The sequence below is a fragment of the Nocardia sp. NPDC050697 genome (assembly GCF_040654395.1).
GTDB lineage: Bacteria > Actinomycetota > Actinomycetes > Mycobacteriales > Mycobacteriaceae > Nocardia.
Genome location: NZ_JBFAHY010000001.1, coordinates 285,026 through 310,333 on the forward strand (window position 1 = coordinate 285,026; position 25,308 = coordinate 310,333).

General features: G+C 73.0%; 28 protein-coding genes and 1 pseudogene. 15 read left to right on the plus strand and 14 right to left on the minus strand.

Translation table 11 applies throughout. The features are described from left to right. Positions 1-23 precede the first annotated feature (23 nt). From AB0H71_RS01475 to AB0H71_RS01495, 5 genes are all read right to left on the minus strand, one after another. Positions 24-776: an alpha/beta hydrolase gene (locus AB0H71_RS01475; protein ID WP_357013664.1), complete on the minus strand. Its 753-nt coding sequence runs from the start codon at positions 774-776 to the stop codon at positions 24-26. 148 nt (positions 777-924) lie between these two features. Beyond that, on the minus strand, positions 925-2,277 hold the full coding sequence (locus AB0H71_RS01480; RefSeq protein ID WP_357013667.1) for a 2OG-Fe(II) oxygenase: 1,353 nt from the start codon (positions 2,275-2,277) through the stop codon (positions 925-927). Between the two features lie 348 nt (positions 2,278-2,625). After that, on the minus strand, positions 2,626-3,303 hold the full coding sequence (locus AB0H71_RS01485) for a GDSL-type esterase/lipase family protein (RefSeq protein ID WP_357016090.1): 678 nt from the start codon (positions 3,301-3,303) through the stop codon (positions 2,626-2,628). Next, positions 3,293-4,063: an SDR family NAD(P)-dependent oxidoreductase gene (locus tag AB0H71_RS01490; RefSeq protein WP_357013669.1), complete on the minus strand. Its 771-nt coding sequence runs from the start codon at positions 4,061-4,063 to the stop codon at positions 3,293-3,295. The genes AB0H71_RS01485 and AB0H71_RS01490 overlap by 11 nt, the downstream gene beginning before the upstream one ends. Before the next feature lie 20 nt (positions 4,064-4,083). Next, the gene (locus AB0H71_RS01495; RefSeq protein WP_357013671.1) at positions 4,084-4,896 is read right to left on the minus strand and encodes a sugar phosphate isomerase/epimerase; all 813 of its coding nucleotides are present in this window, start codon (positions 4,894-4,896) and stop codon (positions 4,084-4,086) included. A gap of 186 nt (positions 4,897-5,082) precedes the next feature. On the opposite strand from AB0H71_RS01495, the gene AB0H71_RS01500 reads away from it, so the two are divergent. From AB0H71_RS01500 to AB0H71_RS01515, 4 genes are all read left to right on the plus strand, one after another. Beyond that, on the plus strand, positions 5,083-6,456 hold the full coding sequence (locus AB0H71_RS01500; protein WP_357013673.1) for an MFS transporter: 1,374 nt from the start codon (positions 5,083-5,085) through the stop codon (positions 6,454-6,456). Positions 6,457-6,503: 47 nt separating this feature from the next. Further along, a complete protein-coding gene (locus tag AB0H71_RS01505; RefSeq protein ID WP_357016092.1) occupies positions 6,504-7,307 on the plus strand; it encodes a transketolase in 804 nt (267 codons plus the stop codon). Further along, a complete protein-coding gene (locus AB0H71_RS01510) occupies positions 7,304-8,293 on the plus strand; it encodes a transketolase C-terminal domain-containing protein (RefSeq protein WP_357013676.1) in 990 nt (329 codons plus the stop codon). Before AB0H71_RS01505 ends, AB0H71_RS01510 begins: the two co-directional genes overlap by 4 nt. Positions 8,294-8,374: 81 nt before the next feature. Beyond that, entirely contained in the window at positions 8,375-9,031 is a 657-nt protein-coding gene (locus tag AB0H71_RS01515; RefSeq protein WP_357013677.1) for a GntR family transcriptional regulator, read from the plus strand. Positions 9,032-9,083: 52 nt separating this feature from the next. Here the strand turns inward: AB0H71_RS01515 and AB0H71_RS01520 are convergent, their stop codons facing one another. Then, entirely contained in the window at positions 9,084-9,677 is a 594-nt protein-coding gene (locus AB0H71_RS01520; RefSeq protein ID WP_357013680.1) for a TetR/AcrR family transcriptional regulator, read from the minus strand. Between the two features lie 27 nt (positions 9,678-9,704). Between AB0H71_RS01520 and AB0H71_RS01525 the strand changes: the two genes are divergently transcribed. Continuing rightward, complete coding sequence (locus AB0H71_RS01525) at positions 9,705-12,068, plus strand: PEP/pyruvate-binding domain-containing protein (RefSeq protein WP_357013683.1); 2,364 nt, start codon at positions 9,705-9,707, stop codon at positions 12,066-12,068. Positions 12,069-12,098: 30 nt separating this feature from the next. Further along, positions 12,099-13,223, plus strand: coding sequence for a hypothetical protein (locus tag AB0H71_RS01530; protein ID WP_357016095.1), 1,125 nt, complete (start codon positions 12,099-12,101; stop codon positions 13,221-13,223). Here AB0H71_RS01530 and AB0H71_RS01535 read toward each other — a convergent pair whose 3' ends face one another. Beyond that, entirely contained in the window at positions 13,224-14,492 is a 1,269-nt protein-coding gene (locus tag AB0H71_RS01535; RefSeq protein WP_357013686.1) for a cation:proton antiporter, read from the minus strand. It abuts the gene before it with no gap. Between the two features lie 100 nt (positions 14,493-14,592). On the opposite strand from AB0H71_RS01535, the gene AB0H71_RS01540 reads away from it, so the two are divergent. After that, a complete protein-coding gene (locus AB0H71_RS01540) occupies positions 14,593-14,850 on the plus strand; it encodes a maleylpyruvate isomerase N-terminal domain-containing protein (RefSeq protein ID WP_357013689.1) in 258 nt (85 codons plus the stop codon). A gap of 62 nt (positions 14,851-14,912) precedes the next feature. Here AB0H71_RS01540 and AB0H71_RS01545 read toward each other — a convergent pair whose 3' ends face one another. Genes AB0H71_RS01545 through AB0H71_RS01570 form a run of 6 tightly spaced genes read right to left on the minus strand, consistent with a single transcriptional unit; the run spans position 14,913 to position 17,981 of the window. Continuing rightward, on the minus strand, positions 14,913-15,242 hold the full coding sequence (locus tag AB0H71_RS01545) for a VOC family protein (RefSeq protein WP_357013691.1): 330 nt from the start codon (positions 15,240-15,242) through the stop codon (positions 14,913-14,915). Further along, positions 15,239-16,210, minus strand: a complete 972-nt coding sequence (locus AB0H71_RS01550; protein WP_357013694.1) for an alpha/beta hydrolase — start codon at positions 16,208-16,210, stop codon at positions 15,239-15,241. The genes AB0H71_RS01545 and AB0H71_RS01550 overlap by 4 nt, the downstream gene beginning before the upstream one ends. A gap of 25 nt (positions 16,211-16,235) precedes the next feature. Further along, the gene (locus AB0H71_RS01555) at positions 16,236-16,562 is read right to left on the minus strand and encodes a ScnB (RefSeq protein ID WP_357013695.1); all 327 of its coding nucleotides are present in this window, start codon (positions 16,560-16,562) and stop codon (positions 16,236-16,238) included. Continuing rightward, positions 16,559-17,263 carry a thiocyanate hydrolase subunit gamma gene (gene scnC, locus AB0H71_RS01560; protein ID WP_357013698.1) on the minus strand — a complete coding sequence of 235 codons (705 nt, stop codon included), beginning with the start codon at positions 17,261-17,263 and terminating at the stop codon, positions 16,559-16,561. Before scnC ends, AB0H71_RS01555 begins: the two co-directional genes overlap by 4 nt. After that, the gene (locus AB0H71_RS01565; RefSeq protein ID WP_357013700.1) at positions 17,260-17,562 is read right to left on the minus strand and encodes an SH3-like domain-containing protein; all 303 of its coding nucleotides are present in this window, start codon (positions 17,560-17,562) and stop codon (positions 17,260-17,262) included. The genes scnC and AB0H71_RS01565 overlap by 4 nt, the downstream gene beginning before the upstream one ends. After that, the gene (locus AB0H71_RS01570) at positions 17,559-17,981 is read right to left on the minus strand and encodes a hypothetical protein (RefSeq protein ID WP_357013701.1); all 423 of its coding nucleotides are present in this window, start codon (positions 17,979-17,981) and stop codon (positions 17,559-17,561) included. Before AB0H71_RS01570 ends, AB0H71_RS01565 begins: the two co-directional genes overlap by 4 nt. Positions 17,982-18,143: 162 nt before the next feature. Here AB0H71_RS01570 and AB0H71_RS01575 point away from each other — a divergent pair, with 162 nt between their 5' ends. From AB0H71_RS01575 to AB0H71_RS01585, 3 genes are all read left to right on the plus strand, one after another. Continuing rightward, entirely contained in the window at positions 18,144-18,473 is a 330-nt protein-coding gene (locus AB0H71_RS01575; RefSeq protein WP_357013703.1) for a hypothetical protein, read from the plus strand. Between the two features lie 191 nt (positions 18,474-18,664). Next, complete coding sequence (locus AB0H71_RS01580; protein ID WP_357013706.1) at positions 18,665-19,891, plus strand: GAF domain-containing protein; 1,227 nt, start codon at positions 18,665-18,667, stop codon at positions 19,889-19,891. Between the two features lie 208 nt (positions 19,892-20,099). Continuing rightward, positions 20,100-21,038 (plus strand): DUF2797 domain-containing protein, encoded by a 939-nt coding sequence (locus AB0H71_RS01585; RefSeq protein ID WP_357013708.1) that lies wholly within the window; start codon positions 20,100-20,102, stop codon positions 21,036-21,038. Between the two features lie 46 nt (positions 21,039-21,084). On the opposite strand, the gene AB0H71_RS01590 is transcribed toward AB0H71_RS01585, so the two are convergent. Then, positions 21,085-21,279: a hypothetical protein gene (locus AB0H71_RS01590; RefSeq protein WP_357013709.1), complete on the minus strand. Its 195-nt coding sequence runs from the start codon at positions 21,277-21,279 to the stop codon at positions 21,085-21,087. A 203-nt stretch (positions 21,280-21,482) separates the two neighbouring features. On the opposite strand from AB0H71_RS01590, the gene AB0H71_RS01595 reads away from it, so the two are divergent. From AB0H71_RS01595 to AB0H71_RS01615, 5 genes and pseudogenes are all read left to right on the plus strand, one after another. Continuing rightward, the gene (locus tag AB0H71_RS01595; protein WP_357013712.1) at positions 21,483-22,049 is read left to right on the plus strand and encodes a helix-turn-helix domain-containing protein; all 567 of its coding nucleotides are present in this window, start codon (positions 21,483-21,485) and stop codon (positions 22,047-22,049) included. 2 nt (positions 22,050-22,051) lie between these two features. Next, positions 22,052-23,047, plus strand: coding sequence for an SDR family NAD(P)-dependent oxidoreductase (locus AB0H71_RS01600; protein WP_357013715.1), 996 nt, complete (start codon positions 22,052-22,054; stop codon positions 23,045-23,047). Between the two features lie 11 nt (positions 23,048-23,058). After that, the gene (locus AB0H71_RS01605; RefSeq protein WP_357013717.1) at positions 23,059-23,625 is read left to right on the plus strand and encodes a nuclear transport factor 2 family protein; all 567 of its coding nucleotides are present in this window, start codon (positions 23,059-23,061) and stop codon (positions 23,623-23,625) included. A 7-nt stretch (positions 23,626-23,632) separates the two neighbouring features. Continuing rightward, positions 23,633-24,409, plus strand: a complete 777-nt coding sequence (locus AB0H71_RS01610; protein ID WP_357013719.1) for a metallophosphoesterase — start codon at positions 23,633-23,635, stop codon at positions 24,407-24,409. A 40-nt stretch (positions 24,410-24,449) separates the two neighbouring features. Beyond that, positions 24,450-25,308, plus strand: a pseudogene (locus AB0H71_RS01615) (aminoglycoside phosphotransferase family protein).

The window sequence follows — 25,308 nt, forward strand, 5'->3', positions numbered from 1 at the left end:
GCCGGACGCCGATGCCGCCCGGCTCAGGCCGGAGTGCCGCGGCCCAGGTGCTCGGCGAGGAACGCCGTCGAACTCGCGCGCTCGCAGGCGGGTACCTGGTGGTACCGGCCCGCGTGCGCGTGCAGTGTCTTCGCGGCCGAGCCGAAGGCGTCGAACAGCGCGATCCCCGACGCGCGATCGAAATCGCCGTCGTCCCAGGGGATCCGGTACTGCACCGGGACGCTGATCCGCCCGGCGAGCTCGAGCAGCGGTTCGGTCACGAAGACCGCGCCGAGGCTGAGCGCCGCGATCCGGGGATCGGCCGCCGCGAGCAGCAGCCCGGTGACCACGCCCAGCGTCATGCCGCCGTAGCCGATCGGGGCATCGGCGCCGATCTCGGGCAGCGCCCGCAGGGCATCGAGCGCCGCCCGGCACTCCGGCACCGCGCGCTCGGCCACCCACCAGCTGTACTCGGCGACGATCGGGGCGATGGGCTCGCCCGCCGCCCTGGCCCGCTGGATGGCCAGGCCGCAGCGTTCGTCCCGCTCGGTGCGGGGCCGGTCGCCGTGGCCGGGCGCGTCGAGCGCGGCCACGGTGTACCCGGCGGTGCTGACGGTGTGCACGGCGTTGGCGACCAGCCCGGGCGCCTGCTTGTGCATGCCGCCCGCGTGGCCGAGCAGGAGCAGCGGTGCACCCGCGGTGGCGGCCGCGGGCGACCAGAGCACGCCGGTGATCCCGTCCAGCGTGAAGTGCCGTTCGACGACACCGTTCGACGATGTCTCGGAGGTGAAGTGCATGGTGTTGCCTTTCGGAAGTGCCTTGTCGGGCGCTCCCGGCGACACCTACGACAGCCGCCCGACCGTGGACACGAGGGGGAGCACCCACCTGTTTGCTGGGAACATGGGGCTCACCTCCTCGCGTTCGATCACGGTCGAGGGGACGGTATCAATCCGCCTCGGGCGCCGTCGAATTCTTTTCCGCGGGGTGTACCACGACGGCGGCCCGCCGGTACCACCGCTCGATGGTGTCGCCGTCGTTGCCGGTGTACCCGGTGGCCGCGTAGGCGTGCGGTTGCAGCGCCCATGTCGGCTTGGTGCAGCAGAGCTCCTCGTCGTGCACCCGCTCCTCGACCGCCGTGCCGGTCCCGTCGGCGGCGAGCCACCAGGTCAGGGTGGTGTCCGGGTCCTCGGGCTCGCCCAGCCCCTCGGTGTTGGCGTCCGGGTGGTCGGTCGCCGTGCGGTCGCCGGCCTCGCCGACCAGGTCCGCCAGGTCCTCGTCGCCGTCGGGCGACTCCCACTCGTCCGCGACGACCGTCCACTCGCCGTCGGCGAACTCCCACCGGCGGTGCCTGCCGATCATCGCCAGCTCGAACTCGAAGGCGTCGGTGCGGTGGTAGTGCGCCACCTCGGCCAGCGCGAGCGCGACGTCGAACCCGGCGTCGGCGGCGGCCGCCCCGAGCGCCGCCGCGGTGGCCGCGTCGGTGCCCTTGAGCAGGTCCCAGCCGAGGCCGCGCTGCGAGTACTGGTGATCGAGGAGGTACACGAGCCGCCGCGGCGGCTGCTCCGCCCGGCCCTGGTCGCGCCGCCAGTGGGGGAGCGGAACCGGTGTCCCGAGGTGCGTGCGCAGCGCCGCGGCGAGCTGCGGCACCGTCGACGGGCCGGCGGGGCGGGTGCCGCCGGTCGCGATCAGGTTGTAGGTGAGCGCGATCCGGTGCCCGTCGGTCACCGGAAGCACCTCGTGCTCGCAGTCGGCGTAGAAGGCCACGTAGCCGAGCGCGTCGGGCGCGCTCCCGGTGCGCAGCCGCCGGTCGCCGTGCTCGATGACGAGCTCGCCGCCGGTGCAGGCCGTCGGCAGCGTCAGCACCAGGGTGCCGAGCATCCCGTCGGCCTTCTCCGAATCGCGGTGCCTGGCGAAGAACTGGCCCGGCTCGTAGACCAGCAGCGAGTGCGGCTCGGCGCGCAGCGCGCACTCGGCGGGCAGCCCCAGCTCGGCGCGGACGGTGTCGAGGACGGCGGCGAGGGCCCCGCCGTCGTCGACGCGGACCCGGTCGAGCGGGACCTTCCAGGTGTCGCGCACCGCCGGGTCGAGCAGCGTCTGCTCGCCCCGGCCGAACCGGGCCGGGCCGGCCAGCGCGCGCAGCCGCCGCGCCTGCTCGGGCGGGACCGGCGAGGCCAGCGTGCCGACTCCGTCCACCTCGACGGTGAGGGGCACGGGCAGGGTGCCGTGGGTGGCGAAGGAGCCGGAGGCCGGTGCGGCGCGCAGCAGTTCCACGATGTCGTGCAGGGTCTGGTCGGTCATGGCCGCTCCCGGAGCGCAATTCTCATGCGGCAGAACGTAGCCGGGGCCGGTGACAGACTCGCGCCGTCCCGGAACTGGGACTTGCCCGGCCGCACCGCCCTCGGCAATCTCGCAGGTGGAGCGGGGATACCGGGAGCCCGCCGAAATCCACCGACATCGATGTCATTTCGAGGACCAAAGTCCCTAGCTTTTCGGCTACACTCACATCGTCCGGGTTCGGCTTGAGCCGCCACGACCCGGGCGTTCGGATACCGGTGGTCCGGGCAGGGGTGCGCTACGCAGCTCGGCCCGGCGCCATCCGCCTCCTCACTCCACGCCGCGTGAACGGTGGTGGCAGAGGTCGTCGCGTCAGGGGATTACACGGAGCAGCTCCTCGGCGACGAGGTGGTTGCCGAGGTCGGTCAGGTGGACGCCGTCCGGGCGCCAGGGGGAGGCGCTGGGCGAACCCTGTCCTCCGGCCACGGTCAGGAAACGTGGTCGTGCGTCGACCGATTCGGTGTTGTTGGTCCGTGCGACGGTCGCGCAGATGGCGGCGTAGCGGGTGAGTTCGTCGTTCATGGCGGCCGCGCCGGGGAGCCGGCCGACGGGTGGCGGAGCCAGCAGGACGACGGTGCCGGATCGCTTGCGCAACGCGCGTACCGCGCGGTGCAGGTTCTGCTCGTACTCGGCCCGCACGGCGGCTCCTTCCGCGCCGGAGGTGAGCCACCCCCAGGCGTCGTTGGTGCCGCAGCCGAGCACCGCCACCTCGGCGGCGGGCACGGGACCGGCCTCGATGCGGGCGCGGACATCGCCGGAGGTGGCGCCCCCGGCCGCGAGGTTGACCCCGCTCACGTCGGTGCCGGGCCGCCGCGCCCGCAGCGCCACCTCGACCAGGTGCGCGAAACCGCGATACCGCCACTCCGTCACCGTGATCGCGGTGCCGACCGGGGGCAGGCCGTAGGGATCGTCGAGTGCGGGCGCGTACGCCTCCCCGGCGGCGACGAGGCTGTCGCCCCACCAGGAGATCCGCAGCGTCTCAGTGGATATGGCTGCCTCCGTTGATGTCGACGGTGCTGCCGGTCAGGTAGCCGGCGTCCGCGGAGGAGAGGAAGGTGATCACCGAGGCCACCTCGCGGGTGGTCGCGGTGCGGCCCAGCGGGATGCCGTCGCGGATCGCCGCCTCCTGCGCGTCGGTGCTGCCGACCCGGATGGCGGTGTCCACCGCGCCGGGGGTCACGGCATTGATGGTGACCCCGGAGTCGCCGAGTTCGCGCGCCAGCGCGCGGGTGAAGCCGAGCACCGCCGCCTTGGCCGAGGAGTACGGCACCTTGCCGAAGACTCCGCCGCCGCGCTGCGCCGAGACCGAGGACATGGTCACGATCCTGCCCCACCCGGCCTCGATCATGGCGGGCAGGAAGGCCCGGGTCACCAGGTAGGTGCCGGTGGCGTTGACCGCCATCACCCGGTTCCAGAGCTCGAGCGTGGTCTCCAGGAACGGCACCGGCGAGGTGATGCCGGCGATATTGGCCAGCGCGCCGACCGTCGGCAGCGCGCCGGCGGCGACCTCGGCGGCGACGGCGGCCTCGGCGCGGGTCACCGAATCCTCGTCGGCCACGTCGATCTCGTGGCCGAAGGCGGGCACGGCGTACTCGGCGCCGATCTCGGCGGCCACCTTCGCCGACTTCTCGCCGTCCAGGTCGAGCACGACGACGGCCCAGCCGTCCTCGGCGTAGCGGCGGGCGGTGGCCAGGCCGATGCCCTGGTCGGAGGTGGCGCCGGTGATGACGGCGGTGCGCTGGACGGACATGGGGGTGCTCCTTCGGTGGGTCAGCGAATGCGGGGGGAGAGCAGGCGCGCGGCGCGCGCGGCGGCGCCGGGGCGCTCGGCGTCGGTGATGTCGCGGGTCTCCAGCTCCAGGCTGAAGTGCCCGCGATAGCCGGACTCGGCCAGCGCGGCGAAGCCCGCGCCGAAATCGGCGGCGCCCGCGCCGATGCTCAGGTTGATATTGCCGGGGACGGCGTCGCGCAGGTGCACGTGGGCGATGCGCGGGCCGAAGAGCCGGACGAACTGCACCGGGTCGGCGCCGGAGGCGACGATGTGACTGAAGTCCATGACGATCCCGATCTCCGGCGCCAGCCGCGCGGTGAGCCGGGTCGCGCGGGACAGGTCGGGGCAGAGCCGGTGCACGTGCAGCGATTCGGTCCACAGCGCGAGCCCGGCCGCGCGCGCCGCCTCCGACGCCCACTCCAGGTGCGCGGCGACCAGGTCGAGGTCGGCGTCCAGATCGCGGACCGGGGTGTGCGACAGAGCGCCGCACGGCAGGACCAGGGCCTCCGCGCCGACGCTCGCCGTCAGCTCCAGCAGCCGCTCCAGGTGCTCCCGCCTGGCCGCGTCCGCGGGCCGGTTCAGGTCGCCGATGTCGCCGTTCACGCTGCGCACCCGCAGCCCGGAGCCGGCCACCACCTCGGCGACCTCGTCCACCGCGGCGGCGTCGAGCACGAAGGGGACGTGATCGCAGACGCCGGGCAGCGCGCCGAGGTCGATCTCGGCGAAACCGAGCTCGCCGATGGTCCGCAGCGCCTGCCCGAGCGGCAGGTGGCGGAAGCTGATCGTGGAACAGCCGAGCCGATCGTGGAACACGGGACATCCTCCGGGATTGGTGACGACGCCCACAGTACGGCGCTCGACTGTCAACAGTCAACGGTTGGTGACCAACAGTTGACATGCACGGGTGGCCGGGGTCACACTGAGCACACTGTTGACAGTCGACGTAACGTTTCCCTCGGAAGTTGCCACCGGTCCGCACCCGGTGCGCTAGGAGAAAAAATGAGCACTGACGCTCTCGGGATGCGTGGCCCGGTCCACGGCACCCCCGATGCCAAACGCGTCGCGATCGGCTCCTCGGTCGGCGCCGTCATCGAGACCTACGACTTCATCGGGTTCGGCACCGCGGCCGCGCTCTACTTCGGCACCGCGTTCTTTCCGAGCGGCGATCCCATGGTGGGCACCCTCGCCGCCTTCGCCACGCTCGGCGTCGGCTTCGCGGCCCGCCCGCTCGGCGGCATTCTCGGCGGGCACCTCGGCGATCGGATCGGCCGCAAGCCGGTGCTGGTCGCCTCGCTCATCGTGATGGGGCTCGCCACCTTCGCCATCGGGTTGCTGCCCACCTACGCCGCGGTCGGGCTGTGGGCGCCCGCGCTGCTGGTCACCGTGCGGATCGTCCAGGGCCTCGCCTTCGGCGCCGAGTGGGGCGGCGCCATCCTGATGAGCTACGAGCACGCGCCGTGGCGGTCGAAGGGCCGCTACACCGGCATCGTGCAGGCCGGGTTCCCGGTCGGGCTGCTGCTGGCCAACCTGGTCTTCCTGGTCAGCGTGCACCTGGGCGGCGACTGGGCCTGGCGGGTGCCGTTCCTGGCCAGCATCGTGCTGGTCGCGGTCGGGCTGGTGATCCGCTCCAAGGTGCCGGAGTCGCCGGTCTTCACCGACGTCAAGGAGAGCGGCGCCATCGCCGCCTCGCCGGTGCTGGAGTCGGTGAAGAAGGATTGGCGCGACATCCTGCGCGGCATCGGGCTGCGGATCGCCGAGACCGCCGGGTACGCCGTCTCGATCACGTACATGATCTCCTACCTGCACGCCAACGGGCTGGCCGGGAAGTCGCAGACGCTGTTCGCGCTGTGCATCGCCTCGGCGATCGGCATCGTCGCCACCGTGGCCTGGGCCGGGCTCACGGACCGGGTCGGCCGCAGGCCGGTCTACCTGTGGGTCTGCGGTTTCGCGGTGCTCTTCGGCATTCCGATGTTCCTGCTCGTCAACACCGGGGTCTTCGTGCTGGTGATCGCGACCGTCGTGGTCTCCTACGCGGTCTGCCAGAACGCGCTGGCCGGCGCGCAGGGCGCCTGGTTCCCCGAGCTCTTCGCCGCCGCGCGGCGCGCCTCCGGCGCCTCGCTGGCCTACCAGATCTCGGCCATGGTCGCCGGCTTCACCCCGTTCGCCACCACGCTGCTCTACGTCTGGCTCGGCTGGATCGGCCCGGCGCTGCTCTTCAGCGCCTACGGCGCGATCGGGCTGGTCGCGGCGCTGCTCACCAGGGAGACCTGGGGTCCGGAGGAGCGCCGGATCGCCGAAGAGGCCGCAGGCACCGCCGACCCGATCGCGGCTCCGCGCCCGGTCGCCGCCCCCAGGGAGAAGGAACTGCTGTGACCACCACCATCGACCGCCGCGCCCTCGTCGACGCCTTCGCCTACCGCATGCGGCACAACGTGCTCGACATGGGCGAGGAGCAGGGCCAGGGCTACGTCGGCCAGGCGCTCGGCGCCGCCGACCTGCTCGCCACCGTCTACGCCCAGCACCTGAACTACCGCCCCGACGACCCGCACTGGGCCGGGCGGGACCGGTTCCTGCTCTCCACCGGGCACTACGCCATCGGGCTCTACGCCGCGCTCGCCGAGGCCGGGATCGTGCCCCGCGCGGAGCTGCTCAGCTACGGCTCCGACGACTCCCGGCTGCCGATGTCCGGGATGGCCAGCTACACCCCGGGCATGGAGATCTCCGGCGGCTCGCTCGGGCACGGTCTGACCGTCGCGGTCGGCATGGCGCTCGGGCTGCGGCACCAGGGCTCGCCCGCCCGGGTCTTCAACTTCCTCTCCGACGGCGAGCTGGACGAGGGCTCCACCTGGGAGGCGGCCATGAGCGCGCACCACCACCGGCTCGGCAACCTGATCGCCATGGTCGACATCAACGCGCTGCAGGCCGACGGCGCCACCGAGGGCGTGCTGAGCACCGAGCCGGTGCCGGACAAGTGGCGCGCCTGCGGCTGGCGCACCTACCGGGTCGACGGCAACGACACCGCCGCGCTGCTCGCCGCCTTCGACGACGCCGCCGCGCACGCCGCGCCGCACGGCGCCCCCGCCGTCGTGCTCTGCGACACGAAGGTCGGCAAGGGCGTCCCGCTGCTGGAGAACCGCACCAAGGCGCACTTCATGCGCATCGACGAAGACGAATGGCAGATCTGCCGCGAGCAGCTCACCGCCGGATACGAGGACGCGAAATGACCACCGCCGCACCGAAGCTCAAGACCTCGGCGATGATCGCCTCGTTCGTCGACCCCGGCCAGCGCACCACCGCCGCCCCCTTCGGGCACGCGCTGGTCGCCGCGGCCAGGGAGAACGAGCAGATCGTCGGGCTCTCCGCCGACCTGGCCAAGTACACCGACATGCACATCTTCGCCGAGGCCTTCCCGGAGCGCTTCTTCCAGATGGGCATGGCCGAGCAGCTGCTCTTCGGGGCGGCGGCGGGTATGGCCGAGACCGGGCTGATCCCCTTCGCCTCCACCTACTCGGTCTTCGCCGCCCGGCGCGCCTACGACTTCCTCTGCCTCGACATCGCCGAGCCCTTCCTGAACGTCAATATCGTCGGCGGGCTGCCCGGGCTGACCACCGGCTACGGCCCCAGCCACCAGGCCACCGAGGACATGGCGATCTTCCGCGGCATGCCGAACCTGACCATCGTGGACCCGTGCGACTCGGTCGACCTGGAGCAGGCGGTGCCGCAGCTGGCCGCCAGCCCGGGCCCGACCTACCTGCGGCTGCTGCGCGGCAAGGTCGCCACCGTGCTCGACGAGTACGACTACACCTTCGAGCTCGGCAAGGCGAAGGTGCTGCGCGGCGGCGCCGACGTTGTGCTGGTGAGCAGCGGGCTGATGACCATGCGGGCACTGCAGGCCGCCGCCGCGCTGGCCGCGCACCGGGTCGACGTCGCGGTCGTGCACACCCCGACCATCAAGCCCTTCGACGCCGCCACCGTGCTCGCCGAGATCGACACCCCGCGACTCGCGGTCACGCTGGAGAACCACACCGTGATCGGCGGGCTCTTCGAGACCGTCGCCGCGGAGGTGGTCAAGGCCGGGCTCGGCAGGCGGGTGGTGCCGATCGGGCTGCCGGACGAGTTCCTGGACGCCGGGGCCCTGCCCACGCTGCACGAGCGCTACGGGCTGAGCACCGAGCGGGTGGTCGCCCGGGTGCTGGCCGAGCTGGGCTGAGCGGTGCGGCCCGGGGCAGGCCCTACAATTGTCGACAGGCTGTTGTCGACAGTCGCCCGCTGACATCGCCTGGAGGCTCGGATGGTCGCGCAACCCACCACGCTGCTCGGACTGGAGAAGACGAGCCTGCGCCAGCAGGCCGTCACCGCGCTGCGCAGCGCCATCACCAGCGGCGCGCTCGCCCCGAGCAGCCCGCTGGTGGAGACCGAGCTCTCGGAGAAGCTGGCGATCAGCCGCGGCACCCTGCGCGAGGCCATGCGCCAGCTCCAGCAGGAGGGGCTGATCGTCGCCGGCGCGCGCGGCCGGCTCTACGTCCGGCACCTGGACGAGAAGGAGATCCGCGATATCTTCGCGGTCCGGGCCGCGCTGGAGTCGCTCGCCGTCCGCGAACTCGCCGAGCGTCCGGACCGCGCGGAGGTGCTGCCCCCGCTGCACGCCGCGCTCGCGGCCATGACCCGCGCCGAGTACTCGCTCGACGATCGGATCGAGACCGACCTGAACTTCCATCGCGTGCTGTGCCGGCTCACCGGCAACGAGACCCTCGTGCACTCCTGGCAGTCGCTGGAGGGCTCGATCCGCATGTCCATCATGTGGGCGGGGCTGGAGAAGGCGGTCGGGAACATGGATGTGGGGCGGCACAGCGCGATCGTCGAGGCGATCGAGACCGGGGACGCGGATCAGGCCGCGGCCGCGGTGCGGCACCACATGGCGACGGCGGCCGACAACCTCGTCTCCTGATCCCGCTATCTCGCGCGCTGGACGCCGGTCGGCATGGGCAGCGTGAATGCACTCACGGCCCGCCGCCCTCTGCGCGGAGCCCGTCCAGCAGCACCCGGGTGGTGCTCTCGATCCAGGCGTCGGTGAGCCCGTCCGGCCCGCGGAAGAGCAGGGCGGCCAGCGCCGCGCCGATCACCACCTCCAGCAGCACCCCGCCGTCGAACCCCGGCCGCAGCTCGCCGCGCTCGATGGCGGCGGCGAGGTGGTCGTCGAGCCCGCGCCAGCCCTGCGCCGCGAAGCGGTCGAGCAGCCGCTGGTTCAGGGTGGCGTCGGCGGCGGCCTCGCCGATCAGGCCGGGCACCGCGAGCCGGGCCAGCGGTGAGGTGAGCAGTGCGACGGTGCGGGTGACGATGGCGCGCAGATCGGTCTCCAGCGACCCGGTGGCGGCGACGGCGGAGGTGTCGGCCTCCTGGAAGACCGCCTCGTGCACCAGGTGCGCCTTGCTCGGCCAGCGCCGGTAGACGGCGGGGCGCGAGGTGCCTGCCCGATCGGCGATGGCGGCCATGGTGAGATCGGCGTAGCCGACCTCGGTGAGCAGCGCGGCCGCCGCGCTCAGCACCGCCGAATCGATCCGGCTGTCGCGGGGTCGCCCGTTCTCGCCCGTCATTTCCGTGACACGCGTAACGTTTGGCCGGTGGGCACTACCGGACCCGTCGTCGCCGACCTTGGCGACATCACGGACGACAGCTTCGGCGGCAAGGCGAGCGGGCTCGCCGCATTGATGCGGCTCGGCCTGCCGGTGCCGCCCGGCTTCGCCATCGCCGACGCCGCCGCGGTCCCTGCTGCTGCCGTCATGGCACGATTCTCGCGCATGCGCGCGGCCGGATCGACGCCGGTGGCGGTGCGCTCCTCGGCCGCGGGGGAGGACGGCGCCGAACTCTCCTTCGCGGGCCAGTACGAGACGGTGCTCGGCGTCGGGACCGAGCGCGACCTGGTCGCCGCCGTGCACCGCTGCGTCGCCTCGGCCGATTCCGCCCGCGCGGCGCGGTACGGCGCGGGCGGCGCCATGCACGTCGTGGTCCAGCAGCTGGTGGATGCCGCCGCGGCCGGGGTGGTCTTCACCGCCGACCCGGTCTCCGGGCGCCGCGACCTGCTGGTGATCGACGCCGTGCACGGCCTGGGGGAGAGCCTGGTCGACGGCTCGGCGCGCTCCGACCACCACGTCCTCACCGCCGCCGGCACCCCGGTGACCAGCGAGGTCGGCGCGAACCCGGTGCTCACGGCCGACCAGCTCACCGCCATCCGCGTCGGCGCCCAGCGGGCGGCCGCGCACTGGGGGCGGCCGCTGGATCTGGAGTGGGCGATCGACCGCGCCGGGACGCTGTGGTGGTTGCAGGCCCGCCCGATCACCACCCTCCCCGGCGAGCTGGACGAGATGGACACCCCGGTCGCCGCGGGCCACGTCTACACCCGCTGCAATATCGGCGAGATGATGCCGGGCGCGTTCTGCCCGCTCACCGCCGATGTGAGCGGCCACGCCATCGACTACGCCATGCAGATGGTGCAGGTCGCGGGCGGGGTGCAGCGGGGATACGAGGAGCGCTGGCCGCAGGTCGGCTACTTCTACGGGCACATGTTCCTGAATCTGACCGAGGGCACCGCGCTGAGCTCGGGCATTCTCGGCAATTCGCGCGAGCAGTTCTCGCTGTCGGTGTGCGGGCGGGTGGTCGAGGAGCTGGAGGCGGCGCCACCCAAGCCGTTCGGGCAGCGGCTGCGGAACACTGTGCGGCTCAGTGCCTTCACGCTCAGCGTCGGGCCCGCCATCCGGCGGCTGCCCGCCGAGATCGACGGCTTCCCGCCGATCTCCGGGCGCGATCCGCGGGTCATCCTGGCCCGGCTGGAGGCGGGGGTCGAGCTGTACCGCCGGGTGACGCTCACCCACGTGCGCTCCTCGTCGCGGGCGGCGGTGGCGGCGAACATCCTGGAGGAGCGGTTGATTCGCGCGGCCGTGCGGCGGGGGGCGAGCGAGGCGGACGGGCGCGCCGAGGCCATCCGGCTGCTGGCCGGGGCGACCGAGGTCGAGAGCGTCGTCATGGTCGAGCAGCTCACCGGCGTCATCACCCTGCTCGCCGCCGATCCCGCCGCGACCGCGGGGTTCCTCGCCGCGGCACCCGCCGAGGCGGTCGAACGGCTGGTGGCGGCGGACACCCCGGCCGGAGCGGCGCTCCGCGGGTTCCTGGAGCGACACGGCCACCGCGGCTACCGCGAGCTGTGCATGCGCGACCCATCCTGGGCCGACGACCCCGACGGCCTCGGCTCGATGATGCAGATCATGCTGCGCGCCCCGGCGCCGGATCGCGACGACACCGCCGCGCCGGGCCCGCGCCGCGGCGCGCTCGGGCTGCTGGCCCGGCTCGCGCAGGGCGGGGCCAGGGGCCGGGAGGAGACGAAATCCCGCATGGCCCAGGTCGCGCACCGGCTCAAGCGCGGCTACCGGCATCTCGGCGCGGTGCTGAGCGAGCGCGGCGACCTGCCCGACGCGGACCTGGTCTTCTTCCTCGACCGGGCCGAGCTCGCCCGGCTCGTGGCGGGCGACACCGCGCTGGTGGCCCGGGCGGAGCAGCGGCGCCGGGCGCTGCCGTTCCAGGCGGCGCTGCACTTCGCCGACGTCTCGGTCGGGCGGCCGGAGCCGGCCCTGCCGCGCGCCGCCGTCGCCGTCTCCAGGGTGGCCGCCGAAGTCGTCGGCCGTCCGGCGGGGCGCGGGGTGGTGGAGGGCACCGTCCGAGTGGCGCAGTCGATCGTCGAGGCGCGCGAACTCCGCCCCGGCGAGGTGCTCGTCGCCCCGGTCACCGACGTGGGCTGGACGCCGTACTTCGCGGTGATCGCCGCGCTCGTCACCGATATCGGCAGCTCGGTCTCGCACGGCGCCGTCGTCGCCCGCGAGTACGGCCTGCCCTGCGTGGTGAACACCCTGGTGGCGACCACCGCGCTGCGCACCGGCGACCGCGTCCGGGTGGACGGCGACCGCGGCGTGGTGACCCTGATCAGCCGTCCCTGAACCGAATCCGAGGAGCCGAACGTGCAGCACGTGCCGGGGGTATTCCCGCTCGACGAGTACCCCATCCACCAGATCCCGGCGCCCATCGAATGGGTGGGCGGCGACCGCAACTTCTACGACCGGTCCTACTGGAACGCGCTCGACCACTCCGGCGAGCTCATGCTGATCACCGGCATCGGCTACTACCCGAACCTCGGCACCAAGGACGCCTTCCTGGTGCTCCGGCGCGGCGAGCGGCAGCACGCCCTGCACTTCGGCGACACCATCGACAGCGACCGGCTCAACCAGCACTGCGGTAACTACCGGCTCGAGGTGGTCGAGCCGCTGACCACCTCGCGGCTGGTGATCGCCGAGACCGAGGGCATCGCCGTCGACATGACCTGGCGTGCCTCCTTCCCCGCGATCCCCGAACAGCGGCACGTCATGCGCTCGGGCAGCCACCGCACCATCATCGACGCGCAGCGCTTCGCCCAGGTCGGCACCTGGGAGGGGACGATCAGCATCGACGGCACCACCTACCCGGTCACCCCCGAACGCTGGACCGGCACCCGCGACCGCTCCTGGGGGCTGCGCCCCATCGGCGAGGCCGAGCCCGCCGGGCGCCCCGCCGACCCGCCCTTCGGCGGCATGTGGTGGCTCTACGCCCCCATCGCCTTCGACGAGTTCGCCATCGTGATCATCATCCAGGAGGACGCCGACGGCGAGCGCAGCCTCAACGACTGCCACCGCATCTGGCCCGACGGCCGCACCGAGCAGCTCGGCTGGCCGCTCGTCAGCACCCGCTACCATCTAGGCACCCGGCTGCCCGCCACCGGCACGCTCGCGCTGCGCACCCGCGACGGCGCCGAGGTGCGGGTGGAGCTGGAGTCGACGCTGTTCCTCGCCATCGGCGTCGGCGGCGGGTACAGCCCCGACCCGGACTGGCTGCACGGGCAGTGGCACGGCGAGAACTTCACCGAGCGCCGCGATTACGACCTGAGCGCCCCCGAGGTGGCCGGCCGGCTGCCCTTCGGGCTCACCGACAATGTCGGGCGCGCGGTGTGGCACGAGGAGGGCAGGGAGCCGCGGGTCGGGTGGGGGCTCTACGAGCACGGCGTGATCGGCGTGCACCGGCCCAGCGGCTTCACCGACTTCTTCCAGGCGGCGCCGGAGTAGCTATCCCGGCTCGCTGCGTTCCCAGTCCAGCCGGCTCATCACCCAGCCCGCGCTGGCGCCGTGCACCAGCACCGAGAGCACGATGGTGAACGCGGTGACCGCCCAGATGGTCTCGTCCGCCGCCCCGAAATCGGTCTGCGCCAGCGCGTAGGCGACGTAGTAGACCGAGCCGATCCCGCGCACCCCGAAGAACGCCGTGACCCGGCGCTCCCTGGCATCCAGCTCCGGGCAGCGCCGCAGCGACAGCCAGGCCGCCACCGGGCGCACCACGAAGACCAGCAGCACCCCCAGCAACGCGCCGCGCCAGTCCAGCGCCGCCAGCAGCCCCGAGGTGAGCGCCGCGCCGAGCAGCAGCAGCACGACCAGGGTGAGGACGTGCTCCAGCTGCTCGACCAGGCTGTGCATCTCCTCGTGGTAGTCGTTGTCGCGCTCGATCCGCCGGATCGCGATGGCGCAGGCGAAGACCGCGATGAAGCCGTACCCGCCGATCAGCTCGGTGAGCCCGTACACCGCGAGCACCGCCGCCAGCGCCACGATCGGCTCGCCGCGATCGGCGAGCCTGGCATTGCGGATAGGGAAGCGGAAGAAGGCGCGGCCGAGCAGATCGCCCGCGATGAATCCCGCCGCCGCGCCGAGCACCACCTTGCAGATCAGCTCCCACGCCACCCAGCCCGGCAGCCAGCTCAGCACCGGCCCCGCGGTCGCGAGCATGATCGCCAGGTAGACGAAGGGGAAGGCGAGCGCGTCGTTCAGCCCGGCCTCCGAGGTGAGCGCGAACCGCACCTCGTCGTCCTCCTCGTCCGACCCCTCGCCCGGCGTCGGCCCCTCGACCTGCACATCCGAGGCGAGCACCGGATCGGTCGGGGCCAGCACCGCGCCGAGCAGCACCGCCGCCGCGGGCGGCAGCGCCACCGCCCACCAGCCGAAGAGCGCCACCGCCGCGATACACACCGGCATGGCGATGAGCAGCAGGCGCCAGGTGGAGCGCCAGGTCCGCCAGTGCAGCGGACGGTCGATCGCCAGCCCGACGCCCATCAGCGCCACGATCACGCACAGCTCGGCGAGATGCTCGATCACCGCCGGGTGCGCGAGCGGGGAGACCACCTCGATGCCGGTCCGCCCGATAGCGAGCCCCGCCAGGGCCCCGATCCCGACGACCAGCATCGGCGCGGTGATCGCCCGGTTCTTGAAGAGGCGGGGCAGCGTAGCCGCCAGCAGCAGCGCGAGTCCGGCGGCCAGGTAGGCGCCCTCGATATCGTTCTCGGTCATCGTCGTTCGCCGCAGGGCACCCATCTCTCGGAGCAGTAGGGGTGCTCTACCCGGGCATTGCGGGACGAAACGGACTCAGCCGCCGGCCGCCTCGGGTTCGATGAGCCCCCGCAGACGGGTGAGCGCCGCGCACAGGCGGCGCATCTCGGCGGCGCCGAGATGCTCGGTCCATGCCGAGCAGCGCCGCGCCATCGCCGAGCTGCTGGCCGGGCTGGCGCCGGAGGAGTGGGACCGGCCCTCGCTGTGCGCGGGCCGGCGGATCCGCGAGGTCGCCACGCACGTCGCCGTGGTACCGGATCCGCCGCTGCTCGGCGGCCCGGCTCGGCCGAGATGCCGCCGCGTGAACGCCGTGCCGTAACCCGCGCGGTGGATCACGGCCGGACCGCCCGAGGACTGCGTGGTGCGCCCGGCGCATCGACGCTATCCGCCGAAGCCGAACTCGTTCCCGTCCGGATCGCGGAACACGACCTCCCGTGCCTCGCCGTACTCCTCCCGCGCGGCGGGCTCGATCCCGCGCTCCGCGATCGCGGCGATCCGCGCGTCGAGATCGGGCACGTACAGCAGGTGCGCCGCGTGCCCCGCGGCGGCCGGACGCACCACGATGTACACGTATTGGTGCGCGCCGACCTCCCACACCGCCTCGATGTCGTTCGGCAGGAAAGCGGGCTCGCCGCCGAAGAGCCGCTCGTACCAGGCGCGGGCGACGGCATACTCGCGCACCGGGATTCCGGCGAACAGGTCGGTGCTCACCAGCGCTCCAGCCCGCGCAGGAAGGCGAGCAGCTCGGCATTGACCTCCGCCGGACGCTCCTGCTGCACCCAATGCCCCGCCCCCTCGAGCACGACCTCCCGATACGGCCCGGTCAGGATCTCGCCCATGCGGTGCCTCGGCGTGGTGAGCAGCGTGAAGTCGTCGGCGCCCGCGAGGAACAGCGCGGGCACGGCGATGGGCGGAGCACCGTCGAGCAGCTCCCAGTTGCGGTCGATATTGCGGTACCAGTTCAGCCCGCCGGTGAACCCGGTGCGGGTGAATTCCGCGACGTAGTGGTCGATCTCGGTGGCGGTGATCCAGTCCGGCGGGGAGCCGGGCTCGGGCAGCCGGTCGACGAACCCCTCCGGCCCGGGGGCCACCAGCCGGAGCATGGCGGCCTGCGCCCGCGGATCAACACCGGCGCGCAACCCGCTGAGCAGGCGGCGCAGCGCGGTGGCCGGGTCGGCGTCGAGCTCGGTGTCGGCGGGCCCGACCCGCTGGAAGTACAGCATGTAGTAGAAGTTCTCGCCGAACCGCTTCGCCAGGATCCGCATCGGCGGGGCGGGCGGGCGCGGCGTCGGCGGCACGCTCAGCAGCGCGACGGCGGCGGCGCGGCCGGGGTGCAGCTGCGCGAACCCGGCGGTGACGGTGGCACCCCAGTCGTGCCCGACGACCACCGCCCGCTCGGCCCCGGCGTCGTCCAGCAGCCCGGCGAGGTCGCCGGTGAGCCGGGCGATGTCGTACTCCTCGACGGCCGCCGGACGCTCCGAGCCGCCGTAGCCGCGCTGGTCGGGGGCGAGCACGTGGTACCCGGCTTCGGCGAGGACGGGGATCTGGTGCCGCCAGGAGAACGCCAGCTCCGGGAACCCGTGTGCCAGCAGCACGACCGGCGCGCCGCGGTCACCGGCCTCGGTCACCCGCAGCGTCACACCATTGGTCCGGACCCGACGTTCGAGGGGGCGATACATCCCCCCAATCAACCACACCCGGCCGCTACTCCCGGTGCAGCCGCTCCCGCACCGCGGCCATCCGCGCCGCCAGCTCGTCCGGGTCGATGACGCCGCGCTCGAGCAGGGTGTGCGCGGTGACCACCGCCGACCGGGTGCGGACCGGGAAATCCCGGTAGACGGTCTCGCCGAGCGCGTCCTCGGCGTGCCTGCGCTCCAGATTGTCCAGGGCGCCGCGCCAGGAGAGGCACTCGCAGGTGGCCTGCATGCTCGACTCCCAGGGGTCCGGTCTGCGGTCCAGGTCGGGCAGGGTGCGCTCGCGTTCGGCGCCGGCGGGCAGGGTGGCGAGCAGGACGTCGTAGGGCGCGGTCATGCGCGGGCCTCCCCTTGCATGGCGTCCTCGGCCTGGCTCGGCGGTTTCTGCGCGGTCCAGCCGACCTGCGGGAGCGCGACGCCGATCATGGTGTCGCGGGTGACGATGGCGGCCAGCTGCTCCTCGGTCCACCCCTCGGTGCCCGCGGGGCGCATGGGCATGACCATGAACCGCGACTTCTGGTTGGAGTCGTGCACCCGCACGTCCACCTCGGCCGGGAAGTGCAGCCCGAACTCCGCGAGCACCTCGCGCGGCCTGCGCACCAGCCGCCTGCGGTAGTTCGGCGTGCGGTACCAGTCCGGCGACATGCCGAGCACCGGGCGCGGGTAGCAGGAGCACAGCGTGCAGACGATGACGTTGTGCACCTCGGGGGTGTTCTCCAGGACGTAGAAGTAGGTGTAGTCGCTGGGGGTGCCGGAGCCGGTGGGGTCGCGCCAGTCGATCCCCACCTCCTTGCAGGTCTCGGTGCCGTCGGCGAGCAGCCGCGCCTTGAATTCCGGATCGGTCCACGCCTTGGCCACCAGCTTGGAGCCGCCGTGCGGGCCGACGGTCTCGGCCCACTCGGCGAAGCGGCGGTGGTCCTCGCGGGAGAAGAGCCCCTTCTCGATGGCGAGTTCCCGGATCGCGGTCTCCAGCACCTCGAATTCGCTGATCTGCCCGGCGGTCTCGATGGGTGCGTGGTCGTCGTGGTCGTGGCTCACTGCGTGTCGTCCTCCTGTGCGGGGGTCAGCCAGTGTTCGGAGATCTCGGTCTGCAGGGTGTCGGCGGGGAAGCCGGTGTAGCCGGGCCAGAGGTCGTGCTGGCGGAACCGCACCACGTAGAACGGCTCGGTGCGGCCGTCGTCGCGGCCCCACGCCTCGTCCTCGGGGATCACCCACTCCGGGCGGTGGTCGACGACGGTACCGGTGCGGCCGCGGGTGTAGAGCTGGGTGCGGGTGTGGAACAGGGTGGTGGCCTCGCGCACGGTGACCCGGTCGCCGACCTCGAACCGGCGCGTCACCGCGGCACCTGCCTGGCGCGGACCTCGTCGAGCTTGGCGCTCAGCTCGTCGGGGGTGATGTACCCCTTGACCACCAGGGTCTTGGCGGCGACCAGGGCCCAGCGGGCGTAGTAGGGGAGGCCGAAGTAGAGCGTGGCGCCGAGGTCGTTCTCGGCGCGGCGCCGCTCCTCGGAGTTCCACACCCCGCGCCAGCCGAGGCACTCGCAGGTGACGTAGGTGTTCATCTCCCAGGGCTCCTCGGTCTTCTCCAGGTAGGGGACCGGGATGTCGGGCTGGCCGCCGACGTCGTGCAGCACGTGCCGCAGCGCGGCGAAGAGCTCGTCGGAGATGTCGTACGGGGAGTCCAGCGGTGTGCGCGATACCGGCGCCACCCCGGCCACCCGGGCGGCGAGCTGGTCGAACCGATCCGGTGTGCTCATGGCGCCTCCGCAGTGGCGTGGGTCACGTTCGATGTGCGTAGAACATAACACGTGCTCGCAGCGGCTACGTTTACGCGCCCGCACCGGTGGAAATGCGAGGTCGAACGGACGGCGGGACAGGGGACGGGGCAGATGGTCGCGGGATTCTCGAGGGCACGGCTGATGGCGGGCGTGCTGGGTGTGTTGCTGCTCGCGGGATGCGCCGAATCACCACCCGAACAGCTCGGCCGCGAGGACCGCGTCGCCGCCGTCCCGGTCTTCGAGCTGCACATGCCCGAGCAGGTGTGGCAGCGCACCGACGTCCGGCTCGGCGATCCCGGCGTCGAGGACCCGGTGACGCTGATCCCGGAGGCCGACGGCATGGTCCGCATCGACCTGACCGGCGAGCAGATGGCCGACTACCTCGTCGCGCTCGACCACAACGCGCACGGCGGCATCTCCGCCGACGACCCCGAGCTCGCCACCGCCGTCTACGACCTCGTCGCCGGGTGATCGACACGCTCCCGCCGCCCGCGCCCGGGCAGCCCGCGCCGACCATCGTCGTGCCCGCCACCGTCCTGCCCCCGGCCTGATCGCTGGCGCATGTCGGCCCGTTCTGGTCTACTGACCCGACCTCGAATGCCCGGCCGGGCCGGGGCGCGCCGCTCCCGGCGACCCCACCCGACGCCCGAGGCGAGGCCCGAATGATCACGACGTCCGAGCACGACCTGCGCGAACTCTTCGGGCGGTCGATCGCGGTCTCCGCGACGCTGGCGGGCCCCGAGCACGTGCTCGAGGCCGCCAACCCGGCCTTCTTCGCCGCCATCGGCCGGTCGCCGGACGGTATCGGGCTCCCGCTCGGCGCGCTGCTGCCGCGCGGCCTCGGCGACGACATCCTCCCGCTGCTCGATCGGGTGGGCAGCACCGGTATCGCCGACACCCTGCGGGACCTGCGGGTCGTGCTCGGCGCCGGCGCCCCCGCGCGGGAGGCGTTCTTCGACATCACCGTCGAACCCCGCCGCGGCGGCCTCCAGGTGATCGGCGTGGAGACCACCCAGATCAAACACGCCCAGCGGCTGCTCGCCGAGCAGCGGCTGCTGGTCGAGCACATCGCCAGGCAGGCGCCGCTCACCGAGGTGCTGGACGGGATGGCGCGCTCGATCGAGAGCCTGGCCCCGGAACCGGTGCTGGTCTCGGTGCTGCTCGCCGACCCCGACGGCGCGCACCTGCGGCACGGCGCCGCCCCCAGCCTGCCCGGCTTCTACAACGCGGCTATCGACGGGATCGCCACCGGCGACGGCGTCGGCTCCTGCGGCACCGCCGCCTTCCGGCGGGAACCGGTGATCGTCACCGATATCGGCACCGACCCGTTCTGGGACGACTTCCGCGACCTGGCGCAGCGCGCCGAGCTCGCCGCCTGCTGGTCGACGCCGATCCTGGCCCGCGACGGCAGCCTGCTCGGCACCTTCGCCATGTACCACCGGCGCCCGCGGGTGCCGCAGGACAGCGATCTCGCGCTCGCCCGGATCTTCGCGCGCACCGCCGCGCTCGCCATCGAGCGGCACCACATCGAGCAGGCCAAGGCGCTTGCCGAGGCGCGGGCCGAGGCCGCGCGGGAAGAGCTGGCCCGTGCGCTGCGGGCCGAGCACGAGCTGCGGGCCGATGCGGAGCGGCGGGCCGAGGCCGCCGCCGAGCTCGCGGCCCGGCTGCGCTCCGCCGCCGCCGCGCAGGTGGCGGCGCCGCATCCCGAGTCCTGTCAGCTCGGCGGGCCGGAGGGGTGCGAGGCCGCGGCGGAGATCAAAATCGCGGATTCCTGGGGGGATTCGGCATGGGGGTGCCCCGCGCACGCCGAGGAGGCGATTCTGAATGTGCGGGCGGTGTTCATCGCCAGCGAGGAGCTGGGTGGGCTCGCGGCCTATCTCGGGCGGTGAGCGTGACCGGGCCGTCGCTGGAGAGCGAGTACGCCGACCCGGCGCCGTTGCGGGTTCGTCGCGGAGCCGCGCCGGGTCACCCGGCCCGACGTCTCGGCCGAGGTCGAGCGCTCGCCGCGCATCCGGGCGCGGTGTGGCGGGATCCCAAGGGGTACAGCGTGGTCGCCGCTCTCGTCGCGTGACGGCCGCCGGGTACGGTGGAGGAGTTGTGGACGAGCTCTCGGGGGGTGGAATGATGCGCGCTTCCTGGCTCGACGGTGCGCGGTATCTCGTGCGCGCGGTCTCGTGGACCGGCGGCACCCCGCACCTGGAGCTGGCCGAGGTGGGCTCGAACGCGCGCACCGTGCTGCCGCTGATCGGCACGACACTGTCGTTCTCGGTGGACGGCGACGGTCAATTCTGCACCGGGCACGCGATTTTCGCGCCCTCCGGTGAGGTGAAGGGCCGGGATTGTCCCGGCGCCCGGCCCGCGGTGAGCGGGCGGCAGTGCGCGGAATGCGCCGCCGCCGACGAATTCCGCTTCATCCACCACGTGCACCGCGGTGGCTACGTTCCCGACGGGCTGCGCGAGTACGTCGCCCGGCCGCACTGGGTCTACATCGCCACCTTCGCCGACGCCTCCAGCAAGGTCGGCACGGCGGTGCACGCCCGCAAACGGACCCGGCTCGACGAGCAGGGCGCCATCCGCGCCACCTACCTGGCCTGGGCCGATTCGGGGGTCACCGCGCGGGAGTACGAAGACCTGGTCTCCGGTGCGCTCGACATCGTGCAGAGCAAGCGGCGCAGCGCCAAGCTGAGCGCGCTGTCCCGCCCGCGGTCCGCCGCCGAGATCGAGCGCGCGCACGGGTGGGCCGTTCAGGAGGCGCGGGAGGTGCTCGAGGGGGCCTCGGCGGTGCTGCCGCTCGAGCCGTGGGAGCCGCCCGCGCAGCACGCCGGGGTCTCCGGTGCGAGCGACGAGTATCCGCACGCGTTGACCTCGGGTGACCATTGCTTGAGCGTGGTGGCGATGGTCGGGTCCGTCGCTTCGGTGCGGGTGAACGAGGAAGACGATCCGTTCCTGGCCGATCTGGGGGTGCTCGCCGGGCGGCGGGTGGTGCCGGGAGCCGTTCGGTCGGACGGGATTTCGACTCAGCTCGGGCTGTTCTGAGGAGGAGCTGCCGCGGAAGCGGTGCAGGAGAGCGCCGCGCGGATACTCACGCCGCCGCCCCGGAGAAGCCGGCCAGGTGCGTGGCGAGCACGGCCGCAGCATCGGTGGCCGGGCGACCGAGCAACTCGGCGACGGTCGTCGTGACCCGCGCGTGCAGCCCGGCCTCGACGCTGCGAACGATTCCGAGCGCCACCTCGGCGTAGTAGCCGGGCACCCCGCGCACCGCCATCGCCTCCCGCATCACTTCCGGAGTCGTCGGCGTGTAGACGATCTCGCGGCCGAGGAGCCGGGTGAGCGTCGCCGCGGCCTCGGGCAGCGTCAGCGCTTCCGGCCCGGTGAGTTCATAACCGGGCCCGCGCTTTAGTTGACTGAAGTTATGGGGCTGCCGCGCGGGAGTCGCCGGAACTCTTTCGGTTTACACCTGTATAGCCTAGTGTCTGAAACATGGTGGACACGGGAATGGGGCGCCGCGCACTGGGCGGCCGCTCGGTCGGCACCGCGGACCGGGTGCTCGACGCCGGATTGTCGGTGCTGCGCGAGCAGGGCTACGACCAGCTCTCCATGCGCGAGGTCTCGCGGCGCTCCGGGCTGACGCACGCCACCGTCTACGGCTACTTCTCGGCCAAGCAGCACCTGGTCACCGAGCTGTACTGGCGCCGGATCCAGCGCTGGTGCGAGCAGCCGGTGACGGGCGCGGAGCCGCTGGAGCGGTTGGCGGCGGTCTTCGCCGAGCTCGGCGCGCTCATGTCGGAGGAGCCCGAACTGAGCGTCGCCGCCTCGGCCGCGGTACTCAGCCGCGACCCGGACGTGGCCCGGCTGCGGACCTGTATCGGCACCGCCCTGGCCGGCCGCCTGCGCCGCGCCGCCGGGCCCTCCTGCACGCCGGAGATCCTGGACGCGCTGAGCATCGCCGTCAGTGGCGCCATGATCCAGGCCGGGATGGCGTACGGCTCCTACACCGCAATGGCCGAGCGGCTGACCTCGGTCGCCGCGCTGCTGCTGCGGAGCTGAGCATGCGGGTCCTGATCACCGGCGCGACCGGTTTCGTCGGCGCCTGGACCGCCAAGGCCGTGCACGACAGCGGCCACCACCTGCGGTTGCTGGCCCGCGACCCCGAGCGGGCGGCCACCGTGGCGGCCGAACTCGGCTTCGACGGCAGCGACATCGTGCGGGGCGACATGACCGACGCGGAACAGGTGCGCACCGCGCTGACCGGCTGCGACGCCGTCGTGCACGCGGCGGCGGTGGTCGCCCTCGACCCCGCCGCGGCCGAGCGGACGATCCACGCCACCGTGACCGGCGCGGAGAACGTGCTCGGGCAAGCGGTGGCGGCCGGGCTGGACCCGGTGGTGTCGGTGTCGAGCGCGGTGGCGCTCTGGCATCCGCGCTGCCCGCTGCTGCACCCGGACCTGCCGCCGGGCGGTGGCGGCGACGCCTACGGCGAGTCCAAGGCGCGGGTCGAACGGTACGCGCGCGGCCTGCAGCGCGCCGGGGCGCCGGTGGTGATCACCTATCCGAGCAGCGTGTTCGGCCCCGCCGCGGCCGGTCGGTTCGGGGAATCCGGCGACGCGATCGGCGCCTTCCTGCGGTCCGGGATCCCGGGGCGCGGTGCGGCCTTCACGATCGCCGACGTGCGCGATATCGCGGAAGCGCACGCCCGGCTGCTCGAACCCGGGCGCGGCCCGCGCCGGTACGTGATCACCGGACACCACGTCACCGGCGCCGAACTCGCCGGGCACCTGAGTACGATCACCGGCCGCCGGATCCGCCACCACCGCGTCCCCGACGCCGCGCTGATCGCGGCGGGCACGCTCGCCGACCGCTTCCGCGACCGCCTCCCACCGGCCCTGCGCAAACTCGGCGCGGCGGGTGCCCGCTACCTCGTCGACTCGCCGCCCGCCGACAACTCCGCCGCCGAACGCGACCTCGGCCTCACCTTCCGCCCGGTCCGGCAGACCCTCGAGGCGCTGCTCGCCGACCGGAAACGACTGCGCGCCAAGCGCTCCTGAAAGGACCCCCCATGCCCTCGTTCCCCCGCGCCGAACTGCAAGAGGTCGTCGACCTGTGGCTCGCCGCCAATATCGAAGCCGAGCGCACCGGCGACTGGCGTCCGCTCGCGGACTTCTTCGTCGCCGACGGCAGCTACGGCTGGAACATCGGCCCCACCGACGACGTCATGTGCGTCGGGATCGACGAGATCCGGGAGATCGCCTTCGGCCAGGAGATGGCGGGGCTGCTCGGCTGGCGCTACCCCTACCAGCGGGTTCTCATCGACGAGGTGCAGGGGGAGGTGCTCGGCTTCTGGAAGCAGGTCGCCACCGACACCGACGGGGTCGAGCACGAGGTGTACGGGCTCGGCGGCTCGTGGTTCGGCTACGCCGGGGACGGGAAGTGGGCGTGGCAGCGCGATTTCTTCGACTTCGGGCATGTCGCCGACCTGTACATCCGGTTGCTGAAGGCGGGGAAGGTGTCGGCGGAGTTCTCCGCGCGGATGGCGAAGAACGCCGGGGCCGGGCGGTTGCCGGGGTGGTACCCGCTCGGGACCACGCCGTCGCCGCTGTGGCCGCCCGCGGTCGCCGCTGGATGATGGGGGCATGCTCCTCGCCCATTTGAGTGATCCGCACCTGCGCGCCGACGCGCTCGCCGCCGCGCCGGCCGCCAACCTGCATCTCGCGCTCGGCCGGGTCCTGGCCTTGGAGCCGCGTCCGGAGTGCGTGGTGCTCACCGGTGACCTGGTCGAGTACGGGCATCGGGCGTACGACCAGCTGCGCGAGCTGATCGCGCGGTTCCCGCTGCCGCTGCACCTGGTCGTCGGGAACCACGACGATCCGGCGGCGGTCCGCGAGACCTTCGCGGGCAGTGCCGCGCTCGGGGGCGGGTCCGAGACGCACTACGTGGTGGATCACGCCGAATTGTCGGTGGTGGTGCTCGATTCCCGGCAGCCGGGTGGCCCCTCGGGGCGGGTGGGGGAGCGGCAGCTGGCCTTGCTCGATCGGGTGCTGAGCGAGCGCGCCGAACGGGCGGTGTTCGTGTGCCTGCACCATCCGCCGGTGCCGGTGGGGATTCCGTTCCTGGACGCGATGGGGTTGACGGATGCCGATGCGCTGGGTGAGGTGCTGGCCCGGCATCTCTGTGTGGTCCGGGTGCTGGCCGGGCACGTGCACCGGGCGGTCTCGGCCCCGTTCGCCGGCACCCAGGTCTCGATCGCGCCGAGCACCCATCGGCAGAGTTCGCTGACGCTCTCGGCGGACCGGCAGATGGGGTACCTCGCGGAGCCACCCGCCTTCCTGCTGCACGTCGGTACCGGAGCGGGCGTGGCCACCCACACCGTGCCGATCACCGAGGCGGGGGCGTTGATCGGGGCGTTCTAGGGTCGCGCTGTCACGGATTTCGCGCGAGGGAGGGGCTTCCATGACGGAAGTGCGGTTCGGGCAGGAGCTGGTGCGGGCCTTGCTGCGGGAGCAACACCCGGATCTCGCGGGACTCGAACTCCGGGATGTCGAGGGCGGGTGGGACAACCAGCAGTGGCGGCTCGGCGAGGAGCTGGCGGTGCGGTTGCCGCGCACCGGCCGCGCGCCCGGACTGCTGGCCATCGAGCAGAAGTGGGTGCCGGTGCTCGCGCCGCGGCTGACCCTGCCCGCGCCGCTCCCGGTGCGCATCGGGAGGCCGTCGGCGCTGTTCGCGCACACCTGGACGATCGCGCGCTGGGTGGAGGGGGAGCCCGCCGATCGGGAGCCGATCACCCAGCCTGCCGCCGCCGACGTCCTGGCGGGTTTCCTCCGCGCCCTGCATTCTCCGGCGCCCGCCGACGCCCCGGTGAACCCCGCCCGCAGTAACCCGCTGGCCGGGGCGCGGGAACAACTCGACCGTATCCCCGACGGTGCCCGCGCCGTGGTGCGGAGGCGTTGGCGGCTCCGGCGTGGGAGGGGCGCCGCGCTGGCTGCACGGGGACCTGCATCCGGCGAATGTGATCGTGCGCGACGGAATGCTCACCGGTGTCATCGATTTCGGTGAGCTGTGCGCGGGCGATCCCGCTACCGATCTCTCCGCGGCGTGGATTCTCCTCCCCGGCGGTACCTCGGACCGCTTCTTCGACGCCTACGGGCGGGCCGACGCAGCCACCGTCGTCCGGGCGCGGGGGTGGGCGGTGCTGCGTGCCCTGGGGCTGATCGCTATCGGCCGGGCGGGCAGGCGGGGGTTGCCGGGCGGGAAGCCGACGTGGGAACCGGCCGGGTACGCGGCGCTCGATCGGGTGCTGGCGGCGAGGTAG

Excerpts from the sequence above, each read along its gene's own strand:
- AB0H71_RS01600 (WP_357013715.1), top strand. The coding sequence starts at position 22,052 with ATGCGGGTCCTGATCACCGGCGCGACCGGTTTCGTCGGCGCCTGGACC.
- AB0H71_RS01475 (WP_357013664.1), bottom strand. The coding sequence starts at position 776 with ATGCACTTCACCTCCGAGACATCGTCGAACGGTGTCGTCGAACGGCAC.
- AB0H71_RS01540 (WP_357013689.1), top strand. The coding sequence starts at position 14,593 with ATGAGCCCCCGCAGACGGGTGAGCGCCGCGCACAGGCGGCGCATCTCG.
- AB0H71_RS01500 (WP_357013673.1), top strand. The coding sequence starts at position 5,083 with ATGAGCACTGACGCTCTCGGGATGCGTGGCCCGGTCCACGGCACCCCC.
- AB0H71_RS01575 (WP_357013703.1), top strand. The coding sequence starts at position 18,144 with ATGGCGGGCGTGCTGGGTGTGTTGCTGCTCGCGGGATGCGCCGAATCA.
- AB0H71_RS01590 (WP_357013709.1), bottom strand. The coding sequence starts at position 21,279 with ATGCGGGAGGCGATGGCGGTGCGCGGGGTGCCCGGCTACTACGCCGAG.
- AB0H71_RS01595 (WP_357013712.1), top strand. The coding sequence starts at position 21,483 with ATGGTGGACACGGGAATGGGGCGCCGCGCACTGGGCGGCCGCTCGGTC.
- AB0H71_RS01550 (WP_357013694.1), bottom strand. The coding sequence starts at position 16,210 with ATGTATCGCCCCCTCGAACGTCGGGTCCGGACCAATGGTGTGACGCTG.
- AB0H71_RS01520 (WP_357013680.1), bottom strand. The coding sequence starts at position 9,677 with ATGACGGGCGAGAACGGGCGACCCCGCGACAGCCGGATCGATTCGGCG.
- AB0H71_RS01505 (WP_357016092.1), top strand. The coding sequence starts at position 6,504 with ATGCGGCACAACGTGCTCGACATGGGCGAGGAGCAGGGCCAGGGCTAC.
- AB0H71_RS01480 (WP_357013667.1), bottom strand. The coding sequence starts at position 2,277 with ATGACCGACCAGACCCTGCACGACATCGTGGAACTGCTGCGCGCCGCA.
- AB0H71_RS01605 (WP_357013717.1), top strand. The coding sequence starts at position 23,059 with ATGCCCTCGTTCCCCCGCGCCGAACTGCAAGAGGTCGTCGACCTGTGG.
- AB0H71_RS01490 (WP_357013669.1), bottom strand. The coding sequence starts at position 4,063 with ATGTCCGTCCAGCGCACCGCCGTCATCACCGGCGCCACCTCCGACCAG.
- AB0H71_RS01610 (WP_357013719.1), top strand. The coding sequence starts at position 23,633 with ATGCTCCTCGCCCATTTGAGTGATCCGCACCTGCGCGCCGACGCGCTC.
- AB0H71_RS01570 (WP_357013701.1), bottom strand. The coding sequence starts at position 17,981 with ATGAGCACACCGGATCGGTTCGACCAGCTCGCCGCCCGGGTGGCCGGG.
- AB0H71_RS01510 (WP_357013676.1), top strand. The coding sequence starts at position 7,304 with ATGACCACCGCCGCACCGAAGCTCAAGACCTCGGCGATGATCGCCTCG.
- AB0H71_RS01555 (WP_357013695.1), bottom strand. The coding sequence starts at position 16,562 with ATGACCGCGCCCTACGACGTCCTGCTCGCCACCCTGCCCGCCGGCGCC.
- AB0H71_RS01580 (WP_357013706.1), top strand. The coding sequence starts at position 18,665 with ATGATCACGACGTCCGAGCACGACCTGCGCGAACTCTTCGGGCGGTCG.
- AB0H71_RS01515 (WP_357013677.1), top strand. The coding sequence starts at position 8,375 with ATGGTCGCGCAACCCACCACGCTGCTCGGACTGGAGAAGACGAGCCTG.
- AB0H71_RS01535 (WP_357013686.1), bottom strand. The coding sequence starts at position 14,492 with ATGACCGAGAACGATATCGAGGGCGCCTACCTGGCCGCCGGACTCGCG.